This is a genomic window from Nonomuraea sp. NPDC005983 (genome assembly GCF_040614375.1).
Taxonomy (GTDB): Bacteria; Actinomycetota; Actinomycetes; order Streptosporangiales; family Streptosporangiaceae; genus Nonomuraea.
On record NZ_JBEXUP010000134.1, the window covers coordinates 1 to 23,345 of the forward strand.

Here is a 23,345-nt window from a genome sequence, read left to right on the forward strand (position 1 = left end):
CATCCTGTCCCACAGTCTCGCCCGCGCCCGCGCTGCGAGCTGCTGCGTAAGCAGCACAGGAATCCTCCACATTCATGTGGAGGAGCACGTCAAGGCGGCAACCTGTCAGAGGTCGGCCAGGACACCACCAAGGGCTACAACGTGCACACCCTCGCCGTCCAGGTGCCCACCCAGGACCTGGCGCTCAACGGCGACCCCAAGCGCAACCCCGTCAGTCGACGTCATGGCCGAGGCCTTGGTCGGCGTCCGGAACCTTCAGTCGATGTCCGGGAGGTCGGGGTCGTCGTAGTCGGTGTCTCCGTCGTCGGCGCGGCGGAGTTTGATGTCCTCCACCCAGGACGTGGCGAACCGACGGATCTCGACGATCCGCTCGGGGGCCTGCCCGTGTGCTTCGAAGGCCTCGTCGGCGATCTGGTCCGCGAACTCCAGACGGGCGGCGAGTTCGTGCGGCGAGAAGTCCTCCGTGTGCGGCCTGGCGAGGTGTTCGAGGTCGCGGCGGGAGTACAGCCCGGCGACCGATGCGATGTCGATCAGGTCGCGGGCGAGGCAGCGCTCGTGCAGGGCCCGCATGCCGAGCCCGACCGCGTCCTCCAGGCCGACCACCCACAGGTCGCCGCACCGGGCCGGTGGCTGCTGGAGTGCCTCGCGCAGCACGTCGACGTCGCAGCCCTGGCCGGTCTCCGGATCGGTGACGTGGAGGCGGGCTGTCAGGGAGGCGAGGGCGGTGACCGTCGCGTCGAGGCCGGTGCCGCGGAATGTCCGCGCGGCTGCTTCCGCCACCTCGGCCAGCGGCGTCTCGGCGGCGGTGGCGTAGGCGAGGTCCGCACCGGGACAGGCGGGGAAGCCGTGGGCCCGCAGCGCATGCCCTCCAGCCAGCGCCAGGCCGTGAGGCAGTGCGACCGGCAGCAGTCGCCGCGCGACGCCCTGGAGGCCATCGAACGGGCCAGACCCGTCGTGCGGACCGGGGCCGTCGAGCGAACCAGGACCGTCGTGCGGGCTGGGGCCCTGTGGTTCCTGCCCCGCGCCGGGGCCGGCGTGCGGGTCGGGGGGCCGGACGTCCTGCCAGGGGGGTGGCGGCATGGGGTCAAGTATGGCGGCGGGTGGAGGGAAGGTCGTGGCGGCCGGAGACGAACTCCTGGAAGGCGATCTTGGCCTTGATCACCGGACGCCGCCAGCGCTCCTCCCGGCGGAGGGCCTTGGCCAGCTTGCGCGGGGAGCGTCCGATGAAGAACCAGTGAGCCCACGGCGACCCGGGACGGGCCAGCCGAAGCGCGCCCACCAGCAGCAGGACCGGGACGAACAGCCCTACCAGCCCCGTCCAGATCTTGCCCTTGAGCAGGGTGACGACGGCCAGCAGCAGGTTGCCGACGATCAGCGCGGCCGGGTTGACCAGGGGGCCGTAGTCCCAGGTGAGGGGGCGCAGCCCGATCAGCAGCAGGGCGGTGACCGCGACCGCGATGAACACCGCGTCGACGGAGGTCCGCCCCTCCTCCTCCCAGTACACGTCGTGCAGGTGCAGGATCAGCGCGAACTCGTCGAGCACCAGCGCGGAGCCGACGCCGAAGACGGACGCGGCGGCGGCGTACCCGATCTGGGACCCGGCCGACAGCACGAACCCGGCGACGCCGCCGATCAGCATGAGCACGACGCCGAACACCACGTGGTGGATGTGCATCTCACCCACGCTGACGTTGCGGAACCAGCCCACCTTGGCCCTGATCAGCCGGACGTTGATACGGGTGGCGACGAAGGCGACGATGAGCGCGACGAAGTAACAGAACAGCGGCAGCCGTCCCGTGTCGACAATGCTCTGCTGCAACCAGTTACTCATGACCTAGAAACTGATGGTACGAGCCGTTCCGGTCGTGTGATGCCGCGTGGTTGCCTTATGACCGTCAAGGACCGGTAGAGCCCTACAAGAGGCGCGTGCGGTTCAGGACAGGAAGGCACGGAGGAGCGCGGCCGTGCCCTCCAGGTGTTCGGCGACGGCGCGGCGGGCCGCGTCAGGGTCGCCGGCGAGGATGGCGGCCACGATCGCCTGGTGCTGGACGGCGGCGTGCTCGAGGTTCACGTGAAGCATCGGGATGGCGTTGAGCAGGTCGCTGACCCGCAGGCGGGCGTCGGCGCAGGCGGTGGCGAGCAGGGGCGAGCCGGTCAGCTCCGCGATCGACAGGTGGAAGGCGGTGTCGAGGCGGCGGTAGTCCTCGACACCGGCCTCGTTGAGCTCCGACAGCCTGCGGCGGAGCAGCGCCTGCTGCTCGTCGGTGAGTTCGGACGTCGCCAGCACCTCGGCGGCCCCGCACTCCACGGCCATGCGGAAGGTGAGCGCGTCGGACAGGTCGGCCAGCCCCATGTCGGCGACGGCCTTGCGCAGGTCGCCCTGCCCAGGCGGGGGCGGGACGTAGGTGACGAACGCCCCGCCGTAGCGTCCGCGCCGGACGTCCAGGTAGCCCGCCTCCTGGAGGGCGCGGATCGCCTCGCGCAGGGTGACCCGGCTGATGCCGAGTTGCACGGCCAGCTCGCGCTCGGGCGGCAGTTTCTCGCCGGGCCCCACCACGCCGAGTTTGATCGCCTGGAGCAGCCGTTCCACGGTCTCCTCGAAGGCGTTTCCCGCCCTGACGGGCCTGAGCATCGTCAACGGATTCATCGTCATGGCAGCCTGCTGCTTCGCCGCGCTCTCACCCCGGGCTCCTCCACTTCGCCGCGCCGCCCCGTCCGCCAACCCGTCCGCCAACCCGTCCGAATCGTCCAAGGTGTCCTCAGGTCTTGACAAGCGATCCCACCATGCACCTCAATGGTCTGAGACTAGCCCAATCAACGGGAAAGCGCGTCGGGGAGCAAATGTGAGTGAGCGATCCACCGCCGGCTTCCTCACTGTCGAGGAGCTGCGGGTCGAGGCCGCGGCCGGGCGGATCGACACCGTCCTGCTCGCGATCGCCGACATGCAGGGCAGATTGCAGGGCAAGCGGCTGTCCGCGCGGTACTTCCTGGACGAGGTGCTACACCACGGCTCCGAGGGCTGTAACTACCTGCTCGCTGTGGACGTGGACATGACGACGGTCGAGGGCTACGCGATGTCGTCATGGGAACGAGGTTACGGCGATTTCGTGATGAAGCCCGATCTGTCGACGCTGAGACGCGTCCCCTGGCAGGAGGGCACCGCCATGCTCATGGCGGACCTGGCCTGGGAGAGCGGCGAGGACGTCGCCCCCTCGCCGCGCCAGATCCTGCGCAGGCAGCTCGCCCGGCTCGCCGAGCGCGGCCTGGCCGCGTACGTCGGCACCGAGCTGGAGTTCATCGTCTACGAGAACAGCTACGAGGACGCGTGGAAGCGGGCATACCACGACATGTCCCCCGCCAACCTCTACAACGTCGACTACTCCCTCCTCGGCACCGCCCGCGTCGAGCCGCTCCTGCGCCGGATCCGGCGCGAGATGGCGGGTGCGGGCCTGTACGTCGAGTCGGCCAAGGGCGAGTGCAACCTCGGCCAGCACGAGATCGCCTTCCGCTACGACGAGGCGCTGCGCACCTGCGACAACCACTCGATCTACAAGAACGGCGCCAAGGAGATCGCGGCCCAGGAGGGCAAGTCGATCACCTTCATGGCCAAGCCGAACCAGCGCGAGGGCAACTCCTGCCACATCCACATCAGCCTCCGTGGCCTCGACGGCGAACCGGTCATGGCGGGCGACGGCGAGCACGGCCTGTCGCCGATGGGCGCGAGCTTCGTCGCCGGGCAGCTCGCCTGCCTGCGCGAGCTGACGCTGCTCTACGCACCGAACATCAACTCCTACAAGCGGTACGTCCCCGGCAGCTTCGCCCCGACCGCGATCAAGTGGGGCGTCGACAACCGCACGTGCGCGCTCCGCCTCGTCGGCCACGGGCACTCGCTGCGGGTGGAGAACCGGGTGCCGGGCGGAGACGTCAACCCCTACCTCGCCGTGTCGGCGCTGATCGCGGCCGGCCTGTACGGCATCGACAACGAGCTGCCCCTGGAGGACGCGTTCACGGGCAACGCCTACGCCTCGGGGGCCGAGACCGTCCCGCACACGCTGCGGGACGCGCTGGCCCTGTTCGAGGGGGCGAAACTGGCCCGCGACACCTTCGGCGAGGACGTGGTGGAGCACTACGCGAACAACGCCCGGATCGAGCTGGCCGCCTTCGATGCGGCGGTCACGGACTGGGAGCTGTTCCGCGGATTCGAGCGCATGTGAAGGACCTGCATTGAAGATCATCAATCCCGCGACCGAAGAGGTCATCGCCGACGTCGAACTGGCCGACACGGCGGAGGTCGACCGGGCCGTGGAGCGTGCCAGGCGGGCGTACCCGGCTTGGCGTGACGTCTCTCCCGGCGATCGGGCGCGGCTGCTCAGAAGGTTCGCCGACGTCGTGGACGCCCACGGCGAGGAGCTGGCGCGGCTGGAGCTCGCCAACGCCGGCCACCCGATCGGCAACGCGACGTGGGAGGCGGGCAGCGTCCGCGACGTCCTGCACTTCTACGCCGGGGCGCCGGAGCGCAACCACGGCAAGCAGATCCCGGTGCCCGGCGGCGTGGACATCACGTTCCAGGAGCCGCTCGGCGTCGTCGGCGTGATCGTGCCGTGGAACTTCCCGATGCTCATCATGAGCTGGGGCGTCGCCCCGGCTCTCGCGGCGGGCAACACGGTGATCGTCAAGCCCGCCGAGTGGACCCCGCTCACCGCGCTGAGGCTGGCCGAGCTGGCCCTGGAGGCGGGCCTCCCCGAGGGGGTGCTCCAGGTCCTGCCTGGCGCAGGGGAGGTCGCGGGTGCCCGCCTGGTCGAACATCCGGACGTCGCCAAGATCGTGTTCACCGGCTCGACCGAGGTGGGCAAAGAGATCGCAGCAAAGGCCGCGAGGCACGTCAAGCGCATCACCCTCGAACTAGGCGGCAAATCCGCAAACATCGTCTTCGCCGATTCTGACGTGGAAAAGGCGGCGAGAACCGCGCCCTACGCCGTCTTCGACAACTCCGGCCAGGACTGCTGCGCCCGGTCGAGGATCCTCGTCCAGGCCGAGATCCACGACGAGTTCCTCGACCTGCTCGCGCAGGCCGTGCGGAAGGTCAGGGTCGGCGACCCGCTCGACCCGGCCACCGAGATGGGCCCCCTGGTCAGCGCCGAGCACCTGGAGCGGGTCCGCGGCTTCGTCGACGGCACGCCGTACCTGCAGGGCGACTGCCCGACCGGCAAGGGCTACTGGTTCCCGCCCACGGTCCTGACCACGCGGGTCACCGACCGGACGTTCACCGAGGAGATCTTCGGACCCGTGGTGTCGGTGGTGCCCTTCGCGGACGAGGCCGAAGCCGTCCGGATCGCCAACGACACCCGGTACGGCCTGAGCGGCTCCATCTGGACCCGCGACGTCGGCAGGGCGCTGCGGGTGGCCAGGGCCGTCGAGGCGGGCGCGCTGTCGGTGAACTCGCACTCCTCGGTGCGCTACTGGACGCCGTTCGGCGGCTTCAAGGAGTCCGGCCTCGGCCGGGAACTCGGCCCGGACGCCCTGGCCGCGTTCACCGAGACCAAGAACGTCTTCATTTCAACGGAGTGAAACACATGCAGCGTTTGCAGGACCGCGTCGCCGTCATCACCGGCGCGGGCAGCGGCATCGGCCTGGCCACGGCCCGCAGGTTCGCCGAGGAGGGCGCCAGGGTCGTCTGCGTGGACGTCGACGAGGAGGCGGGCAAGAAGGCCGCGGCCGAGGTCGGCGGCCTCTTCGTCCGGGCCGACGTGACCAGCGAGGACGACGTCGCCCGGATGTACCAGACGGCGTTCGACACCTACGGCAGCGTGGACATCGCGTTCAACAACGCGGGCATCTCGCCGCCCGACGACGACTCGATCCTGGAGACGGGCATCGACGCCTGGCGGCGCGTCCAGGAGGTGAACCTGACGAGCGTGTACCTGTGCTGCAAGCACGCGATCCCGTACATGCGGCGGCAGGGTAAGGGGTCCATCATCAACACCGCCTCGTTCGTCGCGGTGATGGGCTCGGCGACCTCACAGATCTCCTACACGGCGTCCAAGGGCGGGGTGCTGGCGATGTCGCGCGAGCTGGGCGTGCAGTTCGCCCGCGAGGGCATCAGGGTGAACGCGCTCTGCCCGGGGCCGGTGAACACGCCGCTGCTCCAGGAGCTGTTCGCCAAGGACCCGGAGCGGGCGCAGCGCCGCCTGGTGCACGTCCCGGTCGGGCGGTTCGCCGAGGCGTCCGAGATCGCCGCCGCCGTCGCGTTCCTGGCCAGCGACGACGCCTCGTTCATCACGGGCTCGGATTTCCTGGTCGACGGCGGGATCTCCGGCGCCTACGTCACCCCGCTGTAAGGAGAAGCTGTCATGCGCCGTCCCGTCATCGGCATCACGTCCTATGTCGAACCCGCCCGGTTCACCGTGTGGGAGCTGCCCGTGGCCTTGCTGCCGTACATGTACGTGGAGCAGGTGGTGCGGGCCGGTGGCCAGCCCGTGATCCTGCCCCCGGCAGGCGACCCGGCCTCGGTGGTACAGCGGCTCGACGGGGTGATCTTGGCGGGCGGCGGTGACATCGACCCCGCCCTCTACGGTGAGAGCCCGCACGAGCGCACCGGCTTCGTCAGAGACTTCAGGGACGAGGCGGAGTTCGCGGTCCTGTCCGCCACGCTCGACGCGGGCCTGCCCTACCTGGGCATCTGCCGTGGCCTCCAGATGCTGAACGTGGCGCTCGGCGGGACCCTGCACCAGCACCTGCCTGACGTGGTCGGGCACTCCGGCCACTCCCCCGCGCCCGGCACGTTCGGCCCGCTGCCTGTCACACCCGTGCCGGGCAGCCGGGTGGCCAAGGCGCTGGGCCCGGAGCCCCTGGAGGTCATGCACTACCACCACCAGGCCGTCGACAGGCTCGGCCCCGGCCTCACCGTGACCGCCACGGCCGACGACGGGACCGTCGAGGCGGTCGAGCTGGACCCGTACCCGTTCGCGGTGGCCGTCCAGTGGCATCCTGAGGCGTCTGAGGACGAAGCGCTGTTCGAGGCGCTGGTGGCGGCCTGCTGACCCCTGGCCGGGCTACGAACCCGGACGTACGCGACAAGAGCCCCGCGACGGCACTAGGCTGGCGGGCAACACCGACGAACCCGTGCGGGAGAGCGTCCTGACAGCCGGTCAGGGCCCCTGAAGGAGCAAGCCCTCCCCGCGAACCTCTCAAGGCAAAGGACCGCGCGGACGAGGTGACCTCTGGAAAGCAGGCCGGTTGGCCTCGCCGAAGGTGAAAGTCCGGCAAAACTCGGGCGAATCTCTCAGGCATCGATGACAGAGGGGGAGGATGCTGGCATCCGACTCTGCCCTGAGGTGCGACACATGTCCCGACCCACACCGCTGCGAGACGTCCACGAGAGCCTCGGCGCGACCCTGACCGACTTCGCGGGCTGGCTCATGCCCCTGCGCTACGGCAGCGAGTCCGCGGAGCACAACGCCGTCCGGCAGGCGGCGGGGCTGTTCGACCTCTCGCACATGGGCGAGATCTTCGTGACCGGCCCGCAGGCGGCCGAGGCGCTCGACTACGCGCTGGTGGGGCACCTGTCGGCGCTGGCCCCCGGCCGCGCCCGGTACACGATGATCGTGGACGAGCGGGGCGGGGTGCTGGACGATCTGATCGTCTACCGGCTGGGCGACGAGGAGTTCATGGTGGTGGCCAACGCCTCCAACTATGAAAAAGTCGCGAATGAGCTGATAAATCGCGGTAAGTCGTACGACGCGGTGGTTGACGACCGGTCCGAGCAGTACGCGCTGATCGCCGTGCAGGGGCCGCGCGCGCAGCAGATTCTCGCCACGCTCACCGACGCCGACCTCGACGGCCTCAAGTACTACGCGGGCCTGCCCGCGCTGGTCGACGGCCGGCAGGCGCTGATCGCCCGCACCGGCTACACCGGCGAGGACGGTTTCGAGCTGTTCGTGGCCAACCAGGACGCGGTGCCGCTCTGGCACGCCCTGACCGAGGCGGGCACGCCGCACGGCCTGCTGCCCGCGGGCCTGTCCAGCCGCGACACCCTCAGGCTCGAAGCAGGCATGCCGCTGTACGGCAACGAACTCTCCGCGGAGCTGACCCCATTCGACGCGGGGCTAGGCAGAGTGGTGAAATTCGACAAGCCGGGCGACTTCGTCGGCAGGTCGGCGCTCGAGGCGGTCAAGGACGACGCGCCGCGGCGCAGGCTCGTCGGGCTGGTCGCGCGGGGCCGCCGGGTGCCCCGACACGGGTACCCGGTCACCAAGGACGGAGCCGTCGTCGGCGAGGTCACCAGCGGTGCGCCATCCCAGACCCTGGGCAAGCCCATCGCGATCGCCTACGTCGACGCCGGGGTCAATGAAGGTCTGGCCGTGGACATCCGGGGCAGCCATGAACCCGTGGACCTGATCGAGCTGCCCTTTTACAGGAGGAACAAGTGAGCAACATCCCTGACGAGCTGAGCTACACCAAGGAGCACGAGTGGGTGTCCGGTCTTGAGGACGCCATCACGGTGACCATCGGCATCACGGCCTTCGCCGCCGAGGCCCTCGGGGACGTGGTCTTCGTGCAGCTTCCGGAGGCCGGCTCGGTCGTCGAGGCGGGCGACTCGATCGGCGAGGTCGAGTCCACCAAGTCCGTGAGCGAGATCTACACCCCTGTCGGCGGTGAGATCGTCGAGGTGAACCAGGCCATCATCGACGACCCGTCGCTCGCCAACAGCGACCCGTACGGCGAGGGCTGGATGTTCCGTGTGCGCGTCCAGGGCGACCCGGAGGACCTGCTCACCGCCGAGGAGTACACGGCGCTCACCTCAGGCGAGTCCTGACCCACCCGCCGGGGTCCTGACCTGGGCCCCGGCCTTTCTGAAGGGCGCACATCAATGGCGATCAGCGTCTTCGACCTCTTCAAGATCGGCATCGGCCCGTCGAGCTCGCACACCGGCGGCCCGATGGCCGCCGCGCACCGCTTCGCCCGCGGCCTGCGCGACGACGGCCTTCTGGAGCGGACGGCGCGCGTCGAGACGATCCTGTACGGCTCGCTCGGGCTGACCGGCAAGGGGCACGGCAGCGACAAGGCCGTCCTGCTCGGCCTGTCGGGCGACAAGCCCGAACTGGTGGACGTCGACGGCATCGACGCCCGCCTCGCCGAGATGCGCGCCTCCGGCACCGTCAAGCTGTTCGGCACCCGCGAGATCCCGTTCGTGATCGGCGAGGACCTCGTCTTCGAACGCAAGATCACGCTCCCCGAGCATCCGAACGGCATGCGGTTCACCGCGTTCTCCGACTCGGGCGAGAAGCTGCGGGAGAAGGTCTACTTCTCCGTGGGCGGCGGCTTCGTCGTCGACGAGAACGCCACGGGCGCCGACCGGATCAAACCCGACGACACCGTCCTGCCCTACCCCTTCACGACCGGGGAGGAGCTGCTCAAGCACTGCTCCAACACGGGGCTGTCCATCTCGGCGCTGATGATGCGGAACGAGCAGGCCTTCGGCCGCACCGAGGAGGAGATCCGCGCCGGGATCCTGAACCTGTGGCGGGTCATGTCCGACTGCGTACGGCGGGGCATCGCCCAGGAAGGCGTGCTGCCGGGCGGCCTGCGCGTCAAGCGCCGCGCCAACCAGCTCCACCGCCGCCTGCAGGCCGAGTCCTCGGAGCGGGACCCGCTGCACGTGATGGACTGGGTCTCGCTGTTCGCGCTGGCCGTCAACGAGGAGAACGCTGCGGGCGGCCGCGTCGTCACAGCCCCCACGAACGGCGCGGCGGGCATCATCCCCGCCGTTCTGACGTACTACAGCCGGTTCGTCCCGCACGCCGACGACGAGGGCATCATCCGCTTCCTGCTCACCGCCACCGCGATCGGCGTCCTGTTCAAGGAGAACGCCTCGATCTCCGGCGCCGAGGTGGGCTGCCAGGGCGAGGTCGGCTCGGCCTGCTCGATGGCCTCGGCCGGCCTCACCGAGGTCCTGGGCGGCACCCCTGAGCAGGTGGAGAACGCCGCCGAGATCGGCATCGAGCACAACCTCGGCCTGACCTGCGACCCGATCGGCGGCCTCGTCCAGATCCCGTGCATCGAGCGGAACGCGGTCGCGTCCATCAAGGCCATCACCGCGGCCCGCATCGCGCTCCGCGGCGACGGCCGCCACTTCGTCGCCCTGGACAAGGCCATCAAGACGATGCGCCAGACCGGAGCGGACATGCTGGACAAGTACAAGGAGACATCGCGAGGCGGCCTGGCCGTCAACGTGATCGAGTGCTGATCGACCTCGCAAGTGGTACCGTAATGCTGTACCACTTGCGAGGGGGGATCGTGTCCATCACTGCCAGCGAGGCTCGCCGTCGTCTGTTCCCGCTCATCGAAGAGGTCAACAACGACCGCACCGCCGTGGAAATCGTCTCCAAGAGCGGTAACGCCTACCTTGTGGCCGCAGAGGAGTACGAAGCCCTCCAGGAGACGGCTTATCTGCTCCGCTCCCCCGCCAACGCACGCCGGTTGATCGAGTCCTACCAGGAGGCGGTCGAGGGGCGTTACGAGCGGCACGAACTGCTCGGCGACGAGGGCGCTCGGTGAAGGTCGCGTTCACCAGCCAGGGCTGGGACGACTACATCCATTGGCAGACAGCCGACCGACAGCTTCTCCAGCGGATCAACCGCCTCATCGAGGACGTCGTGCGCGATCCGTACGAGGGCATCGGCAAGCCCGAGCCGCTCAAATACGCATTGGCAGGCGCGTGGTCGCGGCGCATCACCGATGAGCATCGCCTGGTGTACCTGGCCGCAGATGACGAGATCATCATCTTGCAGGCCCGCTACCACTACGAGTAGACACCGTCAACCGAGTGCTAGCGGCGGACGTGCAGCCTGACGACCGCGCCCACCTCGTCGTCGCGGATCTCGCGCCGGATGCGGCCCACGATGTCGCGGTCCAGCTTGCTCACCACCGCGCCGACGTCAGCCGAGGACGGGCAGCTCAAGCCGATGCGCAGCCTGTCGGCGTCGCCCACGACGCGGACCGCCGCGTGGCTGAGCCCGTCCACGTCCTTCAGGCCGATGCAGAGCATCGCGGTGCCGGTGCCCGTGCGGGCGCCCCTGCGGCCCCAGCCGAGGCTGAGCAGCAGCCATCGGAGCGCCACCAGGGCCAGCACCATCATCAGGAACGCCAGCAGCCACAGGGTCCAGGGGTTGTCCGCGGCCGCCGCCGCCGTGCGGTCCGGCAGCAACCTGGCGCGTGGCGACAGGCCGGGAATCCGGTCCTTGCCCCGCAGCCAGGTGAAGCCGCCCGCCAGCAGCAGGAGCGCACCGACGACGGCCAGCCCGATGCGGTTGCCCGGGTACTGCCTCATCAGATCCCCCTCCTGCGCAGCCGCACCACGACCTCGCCACTGGCCAGCGTGCCGACACCGGCCAGCCGGTCCCCCACCGCGGTGCCCACCTGCTTGAGCATGGCCCCCGAGCTCTCCGGGCCGGTCACCACCGTGACCTCGATCGTCCGCTTGAGGAGCTTGACGCGGGCCTTCTCCACGCCCTCCACCTCCTGCGCGACCGCCCGCAGCGTGCGGCGCAGGCCGATGCGGGTGATCCCGATGACGATCCGCGCGTCGGACGTCTCGACCGGCACCAGCCGCGACCGGCCGGGGACGGCGGCGAGCAGCAGCATCACCACGCCCGCGAACGCCATGACGAGCGCCCAGAACGACACTTCCACCCAGGACGATCGCCGGGCCGCCGCGATCGCCTCGTCCACCGGCACCCAGCCGAGCGGGTTGCCGACCAGTGCCGAGACCACCTCGGCGGCCGTCAGACCGAGCCCGACGGTGACCGCGAAGGCCACGGCGACTCCCGCCGGAGTGCGGGCCGGACGGAGCACGCGGTTCGCCCGGCGGCGTGGAGTCTCGTGCGCGGCGAGCACGGCACCTGGCAGTAGCTGCTGGAACGCGGTCATCACATCGTCCACAGGTACACGTGCCGGGCATCGACAGGGCCGCGCCCCCGCCGCCGGTTTGCAGGATCATTACGGACGCCCAAAGAGATATGAACTCCCCTCATGTTCAACTGGGCGCCCTGCCGATACGCTGCTGATATGGATGACCGCCAGCGCTACGACCAGGCGACGGCGACACTCGAGGCGCCGTTCGCGCTCCTCGACCTGGCCGCCGTCCGCGCCAACGCCGCCGACATGGTCCGGCGGGCAGGAGGCAAACCGATCCGGGTGGCGAGCAAGTCGATCAGGTCACGGCAGGTACTCGAACTGATCATGGCCATGGACGGCTTCCGCGGCGTCATGGCCTTCACCCTGCCGGAGGCGCTCTGGCTGGTGGAGCGGGGGTTCAGCGACGTCCTCGTGGCCTACCCCACGGCCGACAGGCACGCGCTCGCCGCGCTGGCGGCCGACGCCAGGGCGGCGAGTGAGATCACGGTGACCGTCGACTCGCCCGGCCACCTGGACTATCTGGAAACGGCGATCTCCGAGGTACACCCTCGGCACGAGATCCGGATCTCCATCGACATCGACGCCGGATATGTGGCCCTTGGTGGGAAATTTCGGGTTGGGGCGCTGCGCTCACCCGTGCGCGACCCCGACCAGGCCGCCGACCTGGCCGCCGACATCGCCAAACGCCCCGGCCTCCGGCTCGTCGGGCTGATGGCGTACGAGGCCCAGATCGCGGGAGTGGGCGACGCTCCTCCCGGCCACCCCGCCTACGCCCGCGCCATCAGGCTCATACAGGCCAGATCGGCCAGGGAGCTCGTCCTGCGGCGCGGACGCGTCGTGAACGCCGTCCGCGAGCTCTGCGACCTGGAGTTCGTCAACGGCGGAGGCACCGGCTCCATCGAGCGGACGGTCCGTGAAAAGGCCATCACCGAGGTCGCGGCCGGCTCGGGCTTCTTCCACCCGCGGCTGTTCGACTTCTACCGCGGCTTCACCGGCCACCCGGCGGCGCTGTTCGCCCTCCCGGTCGTCCGCCTGCCCTCGCCCGGCGTCGTGACCGTCCTGGGGGGCGGCTACCTGGCGTCCGGGCCGCCCGGGCCAACCCGCCTGCCGCAGCCGTACCTGCCCGCCGGGCTCCGCTACACCGCCGACGAGGCTGCGGGCGAGGTCCAGACCCCGCTGCTCGGCCGCCCCGCCGAGGACCTGCGCATCGGCGACCGGGTCTGGTTCAGGCACGCCAAAGCCGGCGAGCTGTGCGAACGCTTCGACACCCTGCACCTGATCGACGGCGACACCCTGGTGGACTCGGTGCCGACCTACCGAGGCGAAGGCCGAACCTTCCTCTGACCCCCGCCACCGAGGCCGGCGGCCGCCCCTTCTCGGCGGCCGCCCCTCCCCTCAGGCCCGGACCCTCCCCCGAGGCCTCCTCCGTCTGGCCCCGAACCCCGGGGTCAGCGGCGGCGGCGCCGGAACAGGACGATGGCCGCGCCGATCACCAGGACCGCGCCCACGCCGATCAGCACCGGCGCGAGGCTAGGCGGCTCCTCATCCCACAGCCGCTCCGCCTCCCCGCCCTCGGCGGGCCGCGGCGTCATCCCGATGGCGTCGCCGACCGACGCCACGAAATGCCCCGCCCTGGTCTTCACGTCCGCAACCGTGCGCTCGGCGACACGCTTGGGACTCACCCGGTCGGCGATGGCGTCAACAGTCTGCGCCAGCTCCGCCCGCGTCCGCGCGATCCGCCGCTCCAGCTCATCGGGGTCGGTGTCAGCCATGACTCTCCTTTCGACCACGCTCGTGGCGGGCCCCCTCCGCCTTCGAGCGGACCCGTCGGCGCTGGTCGTGATCAGTCTGTCAGGTCGCCGTGCCGTACGGCACGGCGGGCAGCCAGGTAGGTTTTGCAGGACGAACTCTGGAGGGCCCATGACCGAAACCAAGCTCGCGCCCGGCGACGCCGCGCCCGAGTTCACGCTACCCGCAGCCGACGGCGCCACCATCTCCCTCGATGCCTACCGCGGCAAGCGAGTGATCCTCTATTTCTACCCCGCCGCGATGACGCCAGGCTGCACCAAGCAGGCCTGCGACTTCCGCGACAACCTCGCCCAGCTCACCGCCGAAGGTTTCGCAGTACTCGGCGTGTCGAAGGACAAGCCGGACAAGCTGGCCAAGTTCGTCGAACGCGACAGCCTGACCTTCCCGCTCCTGTCGGACCCCGACCTCCAGGTCCACAAGGCGTACGGCGCGTACGGCACCAAGAAGCTGTACGGCAAGGAGGTGGTGGGAGTCCTCCGCTCCACCTTCGTCATCGACGCCGACGGCAAGATCGAGCAGTCGCTCTACAACGTGAAGGCCACCGGCCACGTAGCGTCCCTCAAGAAGAAGCTCGGCCTCACCTGACACCCCGCGGGCCCTCCCCGGAGGGCCCGCGCCCGGCGAGCGGCCGACTCGCGCCTGGTTCGCACGCCCTTCATAGCCGGGGGTAATGCCGCGAGATGCGCGGGTGAAGACCCCACATCGCTGATCAAACTCAGTGCTGCCGCGTGCCAGTGTGGCGCTAAACTAGCCGAGGCCCGCCATGGCGGGAACTTCGCGGGCGTGGCGAAATGGCATACGCGGCAGGTTTAGGTCCTGTTGGTGGTGACACTGTGGGGGTTCGAGTCCCCCCGCCCGCACATCTAACGATTCGTCTGGCGGCCACGGTTACGTCCGGCGAATGTCGCCGTCTGCGAGTGACAGTTCGGGCAGAGGAATCTCAGGTTCTCCCTGCGGTTATCGAGCGGATTGCCGTTGATGTGATCGACCTCCAACGTCAACGGCTCACCCTGCCATGCCTCTCCGACCTGGCACTTCGCACACACCGCGGGAATTCCGATGTGGACGAGCGCGCGGCGGAGGGCCGCCCCCGGGGTGCGGCCGGTATCACGAGGACGCTCCACGAGCACCGCCGCCGGATCTCTGCGCGGCCGACTGAGCAGCGAACTCGACAACTCGCGAGAGAAATGCGAGGTGTCGACCCCATAGCGTCGGAGGCATCGCAGGACACGCCGTCTGTTGGTCTCATTGACCGGAAGCTTCATGAAGCGCATCATTCCGGCCACGGAACGCGAAGCTTCAGCGGCGGCCCGGACGACTCCCTCCTCCAGATGCAGCCGCCGGAAGCGGGCGGGTTCGTCGATGCCGTATTCACGAAGCTGGCGGCGGATCTCCTCTCGGACCCTGCCATGGTCGGGCAGCAGCAGGCGTTTAAGGACATCCCTCATGCTCTGCGCCTCCTTTGCAGCCTCGACGAGGGTGTCGCGGTCGAATCGCCCATAGGAGGAAAATTCCGCACCCGGAACATGGGAGAAGTGCGATATATCGATACCTGCCGCTCTTATCCTTCGGGCGATGTGGGAATGAGCGCCACCTCTGCGAGGAATTCCAAGGTGGTCCAGAACGCCGTAGACGCTCGTCGAAGCGGCCACCGCCTCAGCCAGGACGTCGGGCGTGTACTTCGTCCAAGCCATGCGCCGGAAATGCGTGATGTCAAGGCCCAGTTCGTCTATTCTCCGCCGGATTCCGGCGCGGCGACCACCGGAGTTCTTCAGCCCGAGCATCGACAGCACCTCGGCCATCGACCTGGCCTGACTCACACATCGGGCCAGTTCTTCCGGGGAGATATCGGCACGCGACACGCGGCCAGCGTATAGACGGTGACAGACATTTCCTGGCGGCGGAAATGGCGCCAGGAAGCTGAAATAGATCAGGTCACCAGGTTGGCAGGCTGGTTGCCGTTGGCGTATTGGGCGATCTGGGCGACTGCTGTCCGCCAGGCGCGGTCGTCGGCGTTGTGGACGTCGCCCGCGACGTGCGGGGTGATGAAGACTCCCGGGATGTGCCACAGAGGGTGGTTGGACGGCAGGGGCTCCGGGTCCGTCACGTCGAGGATGGCGCGGAGGCGGCCCGATCTGGCCTCCGCCACCAGCGCGTCCGTGTCCACGATGGCGCCGCGGGCCGCGTTGACGAGGATGGCGCCGTCGCGCATCTGGGCCAGGAAGCGCTCGTTCACCAGGTGGTGGGTCGTCTCCGTCAGGGGCAGCATGATCACGACCACGTCCTGCTCCGGGAGGAGGGTCCGGAGGTCCGTCATGGCGCGGACGTCCTCGCGGGCGTGGCGGGCGATCAGCGTGGTGTCGACGCCGAAGGGGGTCAGGCGGGCTCTCAGGTTGGTCGCCAGGTCGCCCGCGCCGAGGACGAGGACGTGCTTGCCGTCCAGAGTGTCCGTGTCGTGCTCCTGCCAGGTGGCGAGCCTCTGGGCGGCGGCGAAGGACGGGAGGTCGCGGTAGACCGCCAAGAGGGTGGCGACCGTCCACTCGGCCACGGGCGGGCCGAAGACGCCCCGGACGTTCGAGAGGCCCACTCCGTCCGGCAGGCGGCCCTCCCACTCGTCGGTGCCGGCGCTCAGGGTCTGGACCAGGCGGAGGGAGCGAAGGCCGCCGATGATCGCCAGAATCTCGTCCACCGGGCCCGAGGGGACGACCATGACCTCGGCGTCCGCGGCTTCGTCCGGCAGGGGGTCCGTGAGGTTGTAGAGCAGGGGCCTGACACCATCGAGGGCCGACAGGACGGCCATGCCGCGCTCTTCGGGCACCAGCGCCAGGATGGTGCGATCTTCCGGGCGCCCCGTCTCGTCGTCGCGGTCTGTCACGGTTCCCCCCGCTCTGCCGCCTCTGGGACTTCCCCTGTCATTGCCCTCGACCGGACGGGGAAACCTCAGAAAGGCCCAGGTAGGAGCCGCCGCGAGCCTGCACCACCCCGGCCCACGATGATCACCACAGATGGGCAGGCGCAGGTGGGGCCGCTGCGGTTGCTAGCCGGTCCGGGTCGGGACGGGCAGGGGCGACGTGGGCATGACCGAGGGCATGACCGAGGGCATGATCGAGGGCATGATCGTGGGCAGGGGCTTGGGCGCCATTGTCGGCCACTGCGTGGGCACCGGGTACGGCGGGTAGCCGTAGGGGCCCTGGTCACGGCAGTAGGTGCCGCCCGGGACAGCACGGCAGTCGGGGAGGTCCGGGTAGCGGTGGACGGGGCCGCGGTGCGGGCCCCAGCCGCGGCCCTCCCAGTGGGCGTAGCCGATGCTGCGGTGCGCGATGCCGCCGACCAGCGCCACCGCTCCGCCGCCGAGCAGCCCGCCGATGACGAGCCCGATCAGCCCTGCACCGATGATCTGCGCCGGCTTCTGCCGGATGAAGTCGCGGAAGGCGTCCGACCGCGGCGGCCGCGAACCGGCCCAGGCAGCACCCGTCTGCGGCCCCGAGGCTCCCGCGCCCGCCCCGGTTTGCGGTCCCGACGGTCCAGAGGCCGCACCGGCCTGCGATCCTGGCGCTCCAGGGGCCGCCCCCTCCTGCGGTCCCTGCGTGCCGTGGGACGCACCGGGGGTTCCGGCAGCCGTCCCGGACCCTGGCATGTGAGACACCGCCCGGACCTCGGTCGACGCGTACGCGCCTGGGACGGTGTGCGCAGGGTCGGCAGACCCGCGTACAGCGTCGGCAGACGGATCGGCAAGATCGACGGACAGATCTGCAGGGTCGGCGGAGTCACGGGTGTGCGCGGGGTCGGGCGGCTCGGATGCGGCCTCAGGGCCCGGTTGCGCGTGGGGTATCGGCTGGGGATCGGTGGGTTCCGTCGCCGGTGACGCGTCCGGCGCGGGACGGGTGCCGGTGGGGTCCGGTAAGGCGGTGGCTCCAGGGGCCGGGTCGCGCGGCGCTTCCTCTTCGCCGCGCGACCCAGCGTCGCGATCATGATCCGCCATCACGATCTCCCTTTACTCGCCCGCGAGGGCGCTCCCATCGACAAGAGTGCCGAATCTCCCGTAAGGCCCGCGTAAGACCCACCCATGTAAGACTTGGGTCGTACACCAACTTCCCCCTTCAGGCGGACCATACGCCAGCAACCCTTACATATCGTGATGATGTGTTCGGCTGGGTACGAGTGTGGACCACGAGCCACCGCAAGCTGATGGACGCCCTGCGAGTGGCGCCACTCGCCGCGCTGTGCCTGCTGCTGGCCATCCCGTACTCGACGAACGTCCCCACAGCGGGCGACGGCTACCCGGGGCTCACCGGCTACTTGGTGCTGTCGGCGCTGCTGCTGGTCCCGCTGCTGTGGCAGCGGGACCGCCCGCTGACCGCCTTCGCCGCCGTCGCGCTGATCAGCTTCGGGCAGTGGCTGGCGCAGGTGAACCCGCTGCCCGCCAACATCGCGGTGCTGGTGGCGCTCTGGTCGGTGGCCCACAAGTGCTCGCTGCGATGGGCGCTGGCCGCGGGCCTGGTGGCCGAGCTGGGTGCCTTCCTGGCTGTGGTGCAGTGGGAGCAGCCCACATTCGGCATGTTCTTCAGCAGCTCGATCTTCGTCGTGACGGTCTGGCTGACCGGCCTGTACGCCAGCACCCGCAGGCGCTACCTGGAGGGCCTGGAGGAGCGGGCCGAACGGGCCGAACGGGAGCGCGACCAGCAGGCCAGGATGGCCGCCGCGGCCGAGCGCACCAGGATCGCCAGGGAGTTGCACGACGTGGTGGCCCACAACGTGAGCGTGATCGTGGTGCAGGCCGACGGCGCGGGTTACGCCATCGACAGCGACCCGGAGCAGGCGCGGCTGGCCCTCAAGAACATCTCCAAGACCGGACGCGAGGCGCTCGCGGAGATGCGCAGGCTGGTCGGCGTGCTGCGCGAGAACGAGGGCGGCAGCACCGACTACCTGCCGCAGCCCGGCCTGGCGCAGTTGGAGGAACTGGTGCGCGGTGCAGGGGTCCCCGCGAGGCTGCGCACCCGCGGAGCGCCGGGCGAGTTGCCGGAGGGGCAGCAGCTCGCGGTGTACCGCATCGTCCAGGAGGCCCTGACGAACGCGCTCAAGCACGGCGGTCCGGCCGTCAGCGCGCTGGTCGAGCTGGACTACGGCGGAGCCGAGTTGGTGGTCAGGGTCACCGACGACGGCAGGGGCGCGGCGGCGCCCCGCAGCCCGAACGGGCACGGGCTGGTCGGGATGCGCGAGAGGGTCGGCATGTACGGCGGAGCGGTCTCGGCCGCGCCGAGGCCGGGCGGCGGGTTCGAGGTGCTGGCACGGCTGCCCGTGCCCCAGCCCAGGGCGGCGTAGAGGAGGTACGGCCGGTGAAGATACGCGTGATGCTCGTCGACGACCAGGAGTTGCTGCGCGCCGGGTTCAGGATGGTGCTGGGCGCCCAACCGGACATCGAGGTGGTCGCCGAGGCCGCCGACGGGGTCGCGGCGCTGGAGATCCTGGAGCGCACCGAGGTGGACGTGGTGCTCATGGACGTCCGCATGCCGAGGATGGACGGCGTCGAGGCGACCCGCCGGATCGACGGCCCGAAGGTCCTCATCCTGACCACGTTCGACCTGGACGAGTACGCGTTCTCCGCGATCAAGGCGGGGGCCGCCGGTTTCCTGCTGAAGGACGTCCCGCCCGCCGACCTGGTGACGGCGATCAGATCGGTGCACGACGGCGACGCGGTGATGTCGCCGAGCACGCTCAGGCGGATGCTGGACCGGTTCGCCGCGCACCTGCCCACGGAGGAGCTGGCGGAGACGGACGAGCTGACTCCGCGCGAGCGTGAGGTGCTGCTCATGGTCGCCCGTGGCCTGTCGAACCTGGAGATCGCCGCCCGGCTGGAGGTGGCGGAGGCGACGGTGAAGACGCATCTGGGCCGGGTGCTGGCCAAGCTGGGGCTGCGGGACCGCGCCCAGGTGGTGGTGTACGCGTACGAGGCGGGCCTGGTGGTGCCGTCCCATCGGCCGAAAGGCTGACCGGGGTCATCTCAGGGCCTACACCAAGTCCCTCCCTGAGACCCATAATTCCTGAACATTCCACTCATAGCGTTGGTCGCGTTCCAGACATGACGACGTTCCAGAAGGACGCGGTTCCAGAAGGACGCGGTTCCAGAAGGACGCTAGGAGTGAACGTGACCCTGACCGAGACCCGGCGCCAAGCGCCTCCCGCCGTGGTGGCCAGAGCCCTGACCAAGGTGTACGGCCAGGGCGACGCGCAGGTCCACGCCCTGCGCGGCGTGGACGTCGCCTTCGCCACGGGCGCGTTCACCGCCATCATGGGGCCTTCCGGCTCTGGCAAGTCGACGCTGATGCACTGCCTGGCCGGGCTCGACTCGGCGACGTCCGGCACCGTCCACATCGGGGACGTGGAGCTCACCGGGCTCAACGACAAGCAGCTCACGCTGCTGCGCAGGGAGCGGATCGGCTTCATCTTCCAGGCGTTCAACCTGCTGCCGACGCTGACCGCCGAGCAGAACATCCGGCTGCCGCTGGAGATCGCCGCCCGCCAGCCGGACCAGCTGCTGTTCGACCGCGTGATCGAGACCGTCGGGCTGAAGGACCGGCTCGGCCACAAGCCGACCGAGCTGTCGGGGGGCCAGCAGCAGCGGGTCGCCGTGGCAAGGGCGCTCATCAGCAAGCCGCAGGTGATCTTCGCGGACGAGCCGACGGGCAACCTGGACTCGCGCAGCGGCGCCGAGGTGCTGTCGTTCCTGCGCACGTCGGTGCGGGAGCTGGGGCAGACGATCGTCATGGTCACGCACGACCCGGTGGCCGCCGCCTACGCCGACCGCGTGGTGTTCCTGCGCGACGGCGAGCTGGTCAGCGAGATCACCGCGCCGTCGCCGCAGTCGGTCCTCGACACGCTGATGAAGCTGGAGGCCTGAGGTGCTGAAGACGGCGCTGGCCGGGTTGCGCGCGCACAAGCTGAGGCTGTTGCTCACGTCCCTGGCCATCACGCTGGGCGTGGGCTTCATCGCGGGCACCTTCGTGCTGACCGACACCATCAAGGCCGGGTTCTCGCAGCGGGTCACGGCGGAGGCGGACAAGGTCGCCGTCGCCGTCCTGGCGAAGAAGGCCGAATCCGGCAAGTCCGACGCGGTGCTACCGGAGGCCACGCTGGAGCGGGTGCGCGCGGTGCCGGGGGTCACCGACGCGCGGGGCCTCGTGCGCGGCCCCGCGCCGCTGCTGGGCAAGGACGGCAAGGTGGTCGGGAGGTACATCCCGACGACGGCGGTCTCCGTCGTCACGGGGCCGCTGAACCGCACCTCGATCGTCAGCGGCACCGGGCCGGGGTCCGACGACCAGGCGGCGGTGCTCGACAAGAACACCGCCAAGGCCCAGGGCTTCCACGTCGGCGACACGATCACGGTGCTCGACACCAAGCAGGGCAAGCACCCGTTCAAGCTCGTCGGACTCTTCGACCCCGGCGTGGACCAGGAGCTGGCCTACACCGGCGCGCTCGGCTTCACCACCGCCACCGCGCAGCGCATGACCGGCGCGAAGGGCTACCACGAGATCGACGTCGCGGGCGCCGACCCCGCGCGGCTCAAGCAGACTGTGGCGGCGGCCGTGGGCGGCGGGGCCGTCGTCAAGACCGGCGCCGAACTGGCCGACAGCCTGGCCTCGGCGGCCGGTGTCGAGGTCGAGACGCTGTCGATCGGGCTACTGCTGTTCGGCCTGGTGGCGATGCTGGTGGCCGCGCTGGTCATCTACAACACCTTCAACATCCTGGTCGCCCAGCGCACCCGGGAGATGGCGCTGCTGCGCTGCATCGGGGCCACCCGCGGGCAGGTGTTCGGCTCGGTCCTGATCGAGTCGCTGGTGGTGGGGCTGCTCTCCTCGGTGCTCGGCCTCCTGGCGGGGTACGGCCTTGGGTCGCTCACGATGCTGGTGCTGGGCTCACTGGACGTCCCGCTGCCGACGGACGCCGCCGTCACGCTGGCTCCGGCGACGGTCGTGATCGGCCTCGTCCTGGGCCTGGCGGTGACCGTGGGAGCGGCGCTGCTGCCCGCTCGCAGCGCGACCAGGGTCGCGCCGATGGCGGCGCTGCGCACGCAGGTGGAGGAGCAGACGTTCCGCACGGGCGCGTTGCGCGCGCTGTTCGCCGCGATCTTCGTGCTGGCCGGGCTGGGGGCGGCCGCGGTCGGCGCGCTAGTCATGAAGCCGGGCGAGCAGACCTCTCTTCTCGTCGTCATGGGCGGCGGCGCGCTGACCTTCCTGGCGGTGCTGATCCTCGGGCCGGTGCTGGTCAAGCCGCTGAGCGCGCTGGTCGGGTGGCTGCCTCGCAGGCTGTTCGGCGTGCCGGGACGGCTGGCCGTCGACAACTCCGGACGCAATCCCAGGCGCGCCGCCACCACGACCGTGGCGCTGACCGTCGGCGTGACCCTGATGACGCTGATCTCGGTGATCACCGCGTCCATGCGGGTGACCATGGACGCCAAGCTGGACCGCCAGTTCCCCGTCGACTACGCGCTCGTCACGCAGGCCGGAGAGGCCGCCATCCCTCGCACCGTCGGCGACGGGCTGCGGGCCCGGCCCGAGCTGGCCTCGGTGGTGCAGATCCGCGGCACCGAGGTCGAGCTCGACAAGGGGCGGTACGAGGTCGGCACGTTCAAGGGCCCGATCAAGCCGCAGGTCACGACGGGGTCCATGAGCGCTCTCGGCTCCGGGCAGGTGGCGGTGGCCGACAACGCGGCCGAGCGGCTCGGCGTGCGGGTGGGTGACACGCTGCCGGTGCGCACCACCAAGGCCGGCACCGTCACGTTGAAGGTCGCCGCCGTCTACACCGGCGAGAACGCGCCGCTGGCGGCGCTGACCGTCGGCGAGCGACAGTTCGACGAGTACTTCGGGACGCTGCCGGACGCTCAGGTGATGGTGAACATCCGGGACGGCGTGCCGGCCGAGCAGGCCCGCAAGGTCGTGGACGCGGCGGCAGCCGCCTACCCGGCGGTCCAGGTGAGCAGCTCGACCGAGGTGCGCGGGCAGTTCGACGAGACGCTGGACATGCTGCTCATGATCATCACCGGGCTGCTGGGGCTGGCGATCCTCATCTCGTTGCTCGGTATCGCGAACACGCTGTCGCTGTCGGTGCACGAGCGGACCAGGGAGTCGGCGCTGCTGCGGGCCCTCGGGCTGACCAGGCCGCAGCTGCGGCGGATGCTCTCGCTGGAGGCGCTGGTGCTCGGGCTGATCGGGGCGCTGGTCGGCGTGGTGCTCGGCAGCGTGTACGCGTGGGCGGCGATGCGGGCGATGGTGACGGACGCCGTGTTCGCGGCGCCGGTGTCGCAGATCGCGCTGTTCGTGGTGCTGTCGGGGCTGGCGGGAGTGCTCGCGGCGGTGCTGCCGGCACGCCGCGCGGCCCGCGCCTCGATCGTCGGCTCGCTAGCTACCGGATAAATACCCCCGCGACCCGATAAGGGTCGATAAATCGGGATAGAGACCGTGCGGGGCCGCAACGGCGAGTTGCATCCCCGCGGCCCCGCACCTCCCCGGCCGGGCGTTCAACGGGGGCAACGCCCGGCCGACCACCGCCGGGGGGGGGGGGGGCCGCCCGGGCGGCCCGCGGCGCGGCCCCCCCCCCCGCCCCCCGGGGCGCCGCGGCCGCCG

Annotated in this window: 24 protein-coding genes, 1 tRNA gene and 1 riboswitch; of the genes, 16 read left to right on the plus strand and 9 right to left on the minus strand. The window is 70.2% G+C overall.

What is annotated here, in order from left to right; all coding sequences use genetic code 11:
• Positions 1 to 255: 255 nt before the first annotated feature.
• The 3 genes from ABZ297_RS37540 to ABZ297_RS37550 form a co-directional block, all read right to left on the minus strand.
• Positions 256 to 1,080, minus strand: a complete 825-nt coding sequence (locus ABZ297_RS37540; protein WP_355356449.1) for a hypothetical protein — start codon at positions 1,078 to 1,080, stop codon at positions 256 to 258.
• Between the two features lie 4 nt (positions 1,081 to 1,084).
• Positions 1,085 to 1,831, minus strand: coding sequence for a hypothetical protein (locus ABZ297_RS37545; RefSeq protein WP_355356451.1), 747 nt, complete (start codon positions 1,829 to 1,831; stop codon positions 1,085 to 1,087).
• A gap of 102 nt (positions 1,832 to 1,933) precedes the next feature.
• Complete coding sequence (locus ABZ297_RS37550) at positions 1,934 to 2,653, minus strand: FCD domain-containing protein (RefSeq protein WP_355356453.1); 720 nt, start codon at positions 2,651 to 2,653, stop codon at positions 1,934 to 1,936.
• Between the two features lie 190 nt (positions 2,654 to 2,843).
• Between ABZ297_RS37550 and ABZ297_RS37555 the strand changes: the two genes are divergently transcribed.
• The 9 genes from ABZ297_RS37555 to ABZ297_RS37595 all read left to right on the plus strand — a co-directional run bounded on the left by ABZ297_RS37555 (position 2,844) and on the right by ABZ297_RS37595 (position 10,811).
• Complete coding sequence (locus ABZ297_RS37555; RefSeq protein WP_355356455.1) at positions 2,844 to 4,214, plus strand: glutamine synthetase family protein; 1,371 nt, start codon at positions 2,844 to 2,846, stop codon at positions 4,212 to 4,214.
• The gene (locus ABZ297_RS37560; protein WP_355356457.1) at positions 4,165 to 5,568 is read left to right on the plus strand and encodes an aldehyde dehydrogenase family protein; all 1,404 of its coding nucleotides are present in this window, start codon (positions 4,165 to 4,167) and stop codon (positions 5,566 to 5,568) included. Before ABZ297_RS37555 ends, ABZ297_RS37560 begins: the two co-directional genes overlap by 50 nt.
• 5 nt (positions 5,569 to 5,573) lie before the next feature.
• The gene (locus tag ABZ297_RS37565) at positions 5,574 to 6,338 is read left to right on the plus strand and encodes a 3-oxoacyl-ACP reductase (RefSeq protein ID WP_355356459.1); all 765 of its coding nucleotides are present in this window, start codon (positions 5,574 to 5,576) and stop codon (positions 6,336 to 6,338) included.
• A 12-nt stretch (positions 6,339 to 6,350) separates the two neighbouring features.
• Positions 6,351 to 7,040, plus strand: coding sequence for a gamma-glutamyl-gamma-aminobutyrate hydrolase family protein (locus ABZ297_RS37570; RefSeq protein WP_355356461.1), 690 nt, complete (start codon positions 6,351 to 6,353; stop codon positions 7,038 to 7,040).
• A 75-nt stretch (positions 7,041 to 7,115) separates the two neighbouring features.
• Positions 7,116 to 7,213, plus strand: a riboswitch (glycine riboswitch).
• A gap of 130 nt (positions 7,214 to 7,343) precedes the next feature.
• Positions 7,344 to 8,429 carry a glycine cleavage system aminomethyltransferase GcvT gene (gene gcvT / locus ABZ297_RS37575; protein ID WP_355356463.1) on the plus strand — a complete coding sequence of 362 codons (1,086 nt, stop codon included), beginning with the start codon at positions 7,344 to 7,346 and terminating at the stop codon, positions 8,427 to 8,429.
• Positions 8,426 to 8,815, plus strand: coding sequence for a glycine cleavage system protein GcvH (gene gcvH, locus ABZ297_RS37580; RefSeq protein ID WP_355356465.1), 390 nt, complete (start codon positions 8,426 to 8,428; stop codon positions 8,813 to 8,815). The genes gcvT and gcvH overlap by 4 nt, the downstream gene beginning before the upstream one ends.
• Positions 8,816 to 8,869: 54 nt before the next feature.
• Positions 8,870 to 10,246 (plus strand): L-serine ammonia-lyase, encoded by a 1,377-nt coding sequence (locus tag ABZ297_RS37585; RefSeq protein WP_355356467.1) that lies wholly within the window; start codon positions 8,870 to 8,872, stop codon positions 10,244 to 10,246.
• Between the two features lie 50 nt (positions 10,247 to 10,296).
• Positions 10,297 to 10,557, plus strand: a complete 261-nt coding sequence (locus ABZ297_RS37590) for a type II toxin-antitoxin system prevent-host-death family antitoxin (RefSeq protein ID WP_355356469.1) — start codon at positions 10,297 to 10,299, stop codon at positions 10,555 to 10,557.
• Positions 10,554 to 10,811: a Txe/YoeB family addiction module toxin gene (locus ABZ297_RS37595; RefSeq protein ID WP_355356471.1), complete on the plus strand. Its 258-nt coding sequence runs from the start codon at positions 10,554 to 10,556 to the stop codon at positions 10,809 to 10,811. Before ABZ297_RS37590 ends, ABZ297_RS37595 begins: the two co-directional genes overlap by 4 nt.
• 17 nt (positions 10,812 to 10,828) lie before the next feature.
• Here the strand turns inward: ABZ297_RS37595 and ABZ297_RS37600 are convergent, their stop codons facing one another.
• Positions 10,829 to 11,329 (minus strand): hypothetical protein, encoded by a 501-nt coding sequence (locus ABZ297_RS37600; RefSeq protein WP_355356473.1) that lies wholly within the window; start codon positions 11,327 to 11,329, stop codon positions 10,829 to 10,831.
• Positions 11,329 to 11,940, minus strand: a complete 612-nt coding sequence (locus ABZ297_RS37605) for a DUF6286 domain-containing protein (protein ID WP_355356475.1) — start codon at positions 11,938 to 11,940, stop codon at positions 11,329 to 11,331. Before ABZ297_RS37605 ends, ABZ297_RS37600 begins: the two co-directional genes overlap by 1 nt.
• Before the next feature lie 126 nt (positions 11,941 to 12,066).
• Here ABZ297_RS37605 and ABZ297_RS37610 point away from each other — a divergent pair, with 126 nt between their 5' ends.
• The gene (locus ABZ297_RS37610) at positions 12,067 to 13,260 is read left to right on the plus strand and encodes an amino acid deaminase/aldolase (RefSeq protein ID WP_355356477.1); all 1,194 of its coding nucleotides are present in this window, start codon (positions 12,067 to 12,069) and stop codon (positions 13,258 to 13,260) included.
• A gap of 104 nt (positions 13,261 to 13,364) precedes the next feature.
• On the opposite strand, the gene ABZ297_RS37615 is transcribed toward ABZ297_RS37610, so the two are convergent.
• On the minus strand, positions 13,365 to 13,688 hold the full coding sequence (locus ABZ297_RS37615) for a DUF3618 domain-containing protein (protein WP_355356479.1): 324 nt from the start codon (positions 13,686 to 13,688) through the stop codon (positions 13,365 to 13,367).
• A gap of 148 nt (positions 13,689 to 13,836) precedes the next feature.
• Between ABZ297_RS37615 and bcp the strand changes: the two genes are divergently transcribed.
• Together bcp and ABZ297_RS37625 are read left to right on the plus strand one after the other, a co-directional pair.
• Positions 13,837 to 14,310 carry a thioredoxin-dependent thiol peroxidase gene (gene bcp, locus ABZ297_RS37620; protein WP_355356481.1) on the plus strand — a complete coding sequence of 158 codons (474 nt, stop codon included), beginning with the start codon at positions 13,837 to 13,839 and terminating at the stop codon, positions 14,308 to 14,310.
• 192 nt (positions 14,311 to 14,502) lie between these two features.
• Positions 14,503 to 14,585, plus strand: a tRNA-Leu gene (locus tag ABZ297_RS37625).
• A 3-nt stretch (positions 14,586 to 14,588) separates the two neighbouring features.
• Here the strand turns inward: ABZ297_RS37625 and ABZ297_RS37630 are convergent.
• From ABZ297_RS37630 to ABZ297_RS37640, 3 genes are all read right to left on the minus strand, one after another.
• Positions 14,589 to 15,587, minus strand: a complete 999-nt coding sequence (locus ABZ297_RS37630) for an HNH endonuclease (protein ID WP_355356483.1) — start codon at positions 15,585 to 15,587, stop codon at positions 14,589 to 14,591.
• Positions 15,588 to 15,655: 68 nt separating this feature from the next.
• The gene (locus ABZ297_RS37635; protein WP_355356485.1) at positions 15,656 to 16,600 is read right to left on the minus strand and encodes a 2-hydroxyacid dehydrogenase; all 945 of its coding nucleotides are present in this window, start codon (positions 16,598 to 16,600) and stop codon (positions 15,656 to 15,658) included.
• A gap of 162 nt (positions 16,601 to 16,762) precedes the next feature.
• The gene (locus ABZ297_RS37640) at positions 16,763 to 17,362 is read right to left on the minus strand and encodes a hypothetical protein (protein ID WP_355356487.1); all 600 of its coding nucleotides are present in this window, start codon (positions 17,360 to 17,362) and stop codon (positions 16,763 to 16,765) included.
• Between the two features lie 506 nt (positions 17,363 to 17,868).
• On the opposite strand from ABZ297_RS37640, the gene ABZ297_RS37645 reads away from it, so the two are divergent.
• From ABZ297_RS37645 to ABZ297_RS37660, 4 genes are all read left to right on the plus strand, one after another.
• Positions 17,869 to 19,047: a sensor histidine kinase gene (locus ABZ297_RS37645; protein ID WP_355356489.1), complete on the plus strand. Its 1,179-nt coding sequence runs from the start codon at positions 17,869 to 17,871 to the stop codon at positions 19,045 to 19,047.
• Positions 19,048 to 19,076: 29 nt separating this feature from the next.
• On the plus strand, positions 19,077 to 19,715 hold the full coding sequence (locus tag ABZ297_RS37650; protein ID WP_355356495.1) for a response regulator transcription factor: 639 nt from the start codon (positions 19,077 to 19,079) through the stop codon (positions 19,713 to 19,715).
• 155 nt (positions 19,716 to 19,870) lie between these two features.
• A complete protein-coding gene (locus ABZ297_RS37655; protein WP_355356491.1) occupies positions 19,871 to 20,623 on the plus strand; it encodes an ABC transporter ATP-binding protein in 753 nt (250 codons plus the stop codon).
• A gap of 1 nt (position 20,624) precedes the next feature.
• Positions 20,625 to 23,135 (plus strand): FtsX-like permease family protein, encoded by a 2,511-nt coding sequence (locus ABZ297_RS37660; RefSeq protein ID WP_355356493.1) that lies wholly within the window; start codon positions 20,625 to 20,627, stop codon positions 23,133 to 23,135.
• The last annotated feature ends 210 nt before the right edge of the window (positions 23,136 to 23,345 follow it).

Bases quoted from the DNA above. Each gene is read 5' to 3' on its own strand.
- ABZ297_RS37540 (WP_355356449.1), bottom strand. From the start codon at position 1,080: ATGCCGCCACCCCCCTGGCAGGACGTCCGGCCCCCCGACCCGCACGCC.
- ABZ297_RS37545 (WP_355356451.1), bottom strand. From the start codon at position 1,831: ATGAGTAACTGGTTGCAGCAGAGCATTGTCGACACGGGACGGCTGCCG.
- ABZ297_RS37550 (WP_355356453.1), bottom strand. From the start codon at position 2,653: ATGACGATGAATCCGTTGACGATGCTCAGGCCCGTCAGGGCGGGAAAC.
- ABZ297_RS37560 (WP_355356457.1), top strand. From the start codon at position 4,165: ATGCGGCGGTCACGGACTGGGAGCTGTTCCGCGGATTCGAGCGCATGT.
- ABZ297_RS37565 (WP_355356459.1), top strand. From the start codon at position 5,574: ATGCAGCGTTTGCAGGACCGCGTCGCCGTCATCACCGGCGCGGGCAGC.
- ABZ297_RS37570 (WP_355356461.1), top strand. From the start codon at position 6,351: ATGCGCCGTCCCGTCATCGGCATCACGTCCTATGTCGAACCCGCCCGG.
- gcvT (WP_355356463.1), top strand. From the start codon at position 7,344: ATGTCCCGACCCACACCGCTGCGAGACGTCCACGAGAGCCTCGGCGCG.
- ABZ297_RS37585 (WP_355356467.1), top strand. From the start codon at position 8,870: ATGGCGATCAGCGTCTTCGACCTCTTCAAGATCGGCATCGGCCCGTCG.
- ABZ297_RS37600 (WP_355356473.1), bottom strand. From the start codon at position 11,329: ATGAGGCAGTACCCGGGCAACCGCATCGGGCTGGCCGTCGTCGGTGCG.
- ABZ297_RS37610 (WP_355356477.1), top strand. From the start codon at position 12,067: ATGGATGACCGCCAGCGCTACGACCAGGCGACGGCGACACTCGAGGCG.
- ABZ297_RS37615 (WP_355356479.1), bottom strand. From the start codon at position 13,688: ATGGCTGACACCGACCCCGATGAGCTGGAGCGGCGGATCGCGCGGACG.
- bcp (WP_355356481.1), top strand. From the start codon at position 13,837: ATGACCGAAACCAAGCTCGCGCCCGGCGACGCCGCGCCCGAGTTCACG.
- ABZ297_RS37640 (WP_355356487.1), bottom strand. From the start codon at position 17,362: ATGCCAGGGTCCGGGACGGCTGCCGGAACCCCCGGTGCGTCCCACGGC.
- ABZ297_RS37650 (WP_355356495.1), top strand. From the start codon at position 19,077: ATGCTCGTCGACGACCAGGAGTTGCTGCGCGCCGGGTTCAGGATGGTG.